The 243-nt window shown below is 50.6% G+C and carries 1 protein-coding gene; it reads left to right on the forward strand.

Going from position 1 to position 243, the window contains the following annotated elements:
- A partial coding sequence (locus tag Q4563_RS21970; protein ID WP_303606047.1) for an HsdM family class I SAM-dependent methyltransferase occupies positions 1-243 on the forward strand: 243 nt, incomplete at both ends.

Below are 243 nucleotides of genomic sequence, written 5' to 3' on the forward strand. Positions count from 1 at the left end.
CCCCACCGCAGGGACAGGCGGCTTCCTGTCGAGTGGTATGGAATATGTGCATGAGCTCAATGCCAATGCGGTCATGCGTGCCTTTGGGCAAGAGTTGAACCCCGAGTCTTACGCTATCTGTAAAGCGGATATGCTGATTAAAGGGCAGGATGTTAGCCGTATTAAACTGGGCAACACGCTGTCAAACGATCAACTCTACGCCGATAAATTCGACTACATGCTGTCTAATCCACCGTTTGGAGT

This window comes from Gilvimarinus sp. 1_MG-2023 (genome assembly GCF_030548285.1).